Raw genomic sequence first — 3,055 nt, 5'->3', positions numbered from 1 at the left:
CTCAGCTATGGGAGACACGCCCTAGGTGTCGGCGATCGGCCACTGTGTGTTGACGTCCGAGGCGTCCTTGCCCGACTGCTCGAGATAGGCCGCGAAATCGCGTTGCCGCGTCTCGTGCCACTGCGCCTGCTGCGCGTTGACCGCGCGCCAGTCCGCTCCGGCCAGTTCGGGGATCGAGCCGAGTAGCTTCCACGCCAGGCGGGCCGCCGCGAGCGCATCGGCCGCGGCCTCGTGGGCGCCGTCCAACCGCACGCCGTGGTGGGCGCACAGGGCCTCGAGGGTGCGCTTGCCCTTGCGGTACGGGTCGGTCGCCCGGTCGACGACGTAGGGGTCGATGACCGGGCCGAGCACCTCGAACGAGGGGTCCCATCTCCTGAGGATGGTGAGGTCGTACGCGGCGTTGAACACCACCAGGGTCCGCCCCTCCCGCCACCCCGTCCGGACCCCGGCGATGGTCTCGGCCACCACCTCCGCATGCGGCCTTCCGTGCTGCCTGGCCTGGGCGGTGGTGATGCCGTGCACAGCCGTGGCGCCCTCCGGAATGTCTATACCCGGATCGGCCATCCAGTTGAGTTCCACCTTTCGGGGCCCGTCGATCGCGACGAGGGCCGAGGTGACGACATGCGCGGTCCGGGGATCGGGTCCGGTGGTCTCGAGGTCGAATGCCAGCAGCCGGTTCCGGTCGAGGGAGACAGGGGTGATGTTCTCTGGGTTCATGCGGTCACCGTAGGCCACCGCCCCGACACGCCGGGCATGTGTCGCATTACCCTGTCCTCGTGAGCCAAGCGAGTCGAAGCAACGAGCCCGTCGGCACCGGGGACATCCCCCCGGAGGTACGGCAGGCGTGGACCGACCTCGCGGAGACGGTGCGGGATCACCAGTTCCGCTATTACGTCAAGGACGCCCCCATCGTCTCCGACGCCGAGTTCGACAGGCTGTTCCACGACCTGGAGGCGCTGGAGGAACTCCACCCCGAGCTGCGTACGGCGGACTCCCCGACACAGCTCGTCGGGGGTGGCTTCTCCACCGATTTCGCGCCGGTCGAACACCTTCAGCGGATGACGAGCCTGGATAACGTGTTCTCCGAGGAGGAGCTGCGCGCGTGGGTGGCCTCGGCGGTCGAACAGGCTCACATCCCCGCGGAGGACCTTCGGTTCCTGTGCGAGGTCAAGATCGACGGGGTGGCGCTCGACCTGGTCTACCGCGAGGGGAGGTTGGTCAGCGCGGCCACCCGCGGGGACGGTCGAACGGGCGAGGACGTCACGCTCAACGCCCGGACGATCGACGACATCCCGGTCACGCTCACCCCGACGAAGGACCGCCCCGTTCCCGCGCTGCTCGAGGTCAGGGGGGAGGTGTTCTTCCGGCTCGAGGACTTCGCCGACCTCAACGCGCGGCTCGTCGCCGACGGCAAGCCACCGTTCGCCAATCCCCGCAACAGCGCGGCCGGGTCACTGCGGCAGAAGAACCCGGCGATCACCGCCCAGCGCCGCCTCGGGATGTACTGTCACGGCCTCGGCGTGGTCGAGGGAGCGACCTTCGACAGCCTCCACGACGTCTATCTCGCGCTTGCGGACTGGGGCCTGCCCGTCTCTCCCCACACCGCCCCGGCGACCGGGGTCGACGAGGTACTCGAGCGGATGCGGTACTGGGGCGAACACCGGGACGACCCCGAGCACGAGATCGACGGCCTCGTGGTGAAGATCGACGACCGGGCCGTCCAGCGTCGACTCGGTCAGACGTCGCGGGCACCGCGGTGGGCGATCGCCTACAAGTACCCGCCCGAGGAGGTCATGACCGAGTTGCTCGACATCCGTGTCTCCGTGGGTCGTACCGGGCGGGTCACACCGTTCGCCCACATGGAGCCGGTGCTCGTCGCCGGCTCCACGGTCTCGCTCGCGACCCTGCACAACCAGACCGAGGTCAAGCGCAAGGGTGTTCTGATCGGTGACACCGTGGTGATCCGCAAGGCCGGGGACGTCATCCCGGAGGTCCTCGGCCCGGTGGTGGAGCGCCGGGACGGGACCGAGCGCGAGTTCGTCTTCCCCGAGCGCTGCCCCGAGTGTGAGACCGTCCTGGCGCCGGCGAAGGAGGGGGACGCGGACTGGCGTTGTCCGAACCAGCGGTCCTGTCCCGCACAGCTCCGAGAGCGACTGTTCTACCTGTCCTCGCGGAACGCACTCGACATCGAGGCGCTCGGCTACGAGGGAGCCTCCGATCTCCTCGCCAGCGGGGTGCTGGACAACGAGGCCGGTCTGTTCGACCTCACCGAGGCGGACCTCCTCCGCACCTCCCTCTACACCCGACTGGACAAGGCGACACGCAAGCAGGTCGAGGAGGGCGCCGAGCCGGAGCGAACCGTGCTCACCGAGAACGGCCGCAAGCTGCTGGCGAATCTCGAGACGGCGAGGGACCGGCCACTGTGGCGGGTGCTCGTCGCGTTGTCGATCCGCCACGTCGGGCCGACCGCCGCACGCGCGTTGGCCACCCGGTTCGGCACCATGGAGGACATCCGCGCCGCCTCGGAGGTGGAGCTGGCGGAGACGGACGGCGTCGGCGCGACCATCGCGGCCTCGGTGGTGGAGTGGTTCGATGTGGACTGGCATCGCGAGATCGTCGACCGGTGGGCGGCCTCGGGCGTCTCGATGGCCGATGAACGGGACGCGTCGATCCCGCGCACCCTCGAGGGCCTGACCATCGTGGCGACCGGATCCCTGGAGGGGTTCACCCGCGACGGGATCAAGGAGGCGATCATCGCTCGCGGTGGCAAGGCCTCGGGATCGGTGTCCAAGAAGACCGACTACGTGGTTGTGGGGGACAACCCGGGGTCGAAGGCGGCCAAGGCTGAGGAGCTGGGGCTGACCATCCTCGACGAGGTCGGCTTCGTGGAGCTGTTGGAGAACGGCCCGGCGCGGGAGGACGAAGACGGGGCCGACCCCGAGCCCGCCGATCCCGGGGGCGCCGCCGACTGATCGCCTGCCCGGGTGCGCTGCGTGTCGGGACCCAACCGGCCGCGCAACCCTTCGGGACGCGGGCACAGGGGCCGCGTATGTCG

At 69.7% G+C, this 3,055-nt stretch carries 2 protein-coding genes; one reads left to right on the top strand and one right to left on the bottom strand.

Translation table 11 applies throughout. The annotated features are described in order from the left end of the window. Window positions 1–21: 21 nt before the first annotated feature. On the bottom strand, window positions 22–717 hold the full coding sequence (locus G6021_RS08935) for an exonuclease domain-containing protein (protein WP_182611333.1): 696 nt from the start codon (window positions 715–717) through the stop codon (window positions 22–24). 59 nt (window positions 718–776) lie between these two features. Between G6021_RS08935 and ligA the strand changes: the two genes are divergently transcribed. Next, a complete protein-coding gene (ligA, locus tag G6021_RS08930; protein WP_182641100.1) occupies window positions 777–2,972 on the top strand; it encodes an NAD-dependent DNA ligase LigA in 2,196 nt (731 codons plus the stop codon). The last annotated feature ends 83 nt before the right edge of the window (window positions 2,973–3,055 follow it).

The organism is Dietzia sp. CW19 (assembly GCF_014145265.1).
In the GTDB taxonomy this organism is placed as follows: domain Bacteria; phylum Actinomycetota; class Actinomycetes; order Mycobacteriales; family Mycobacteriaceae; genus Dietzia; species Dietzia natronolimnaea.
Note: the sequence above shows the minus strand (reverse complement) of the source record. Positions and strands in the feature narration are given on the sequence as shown.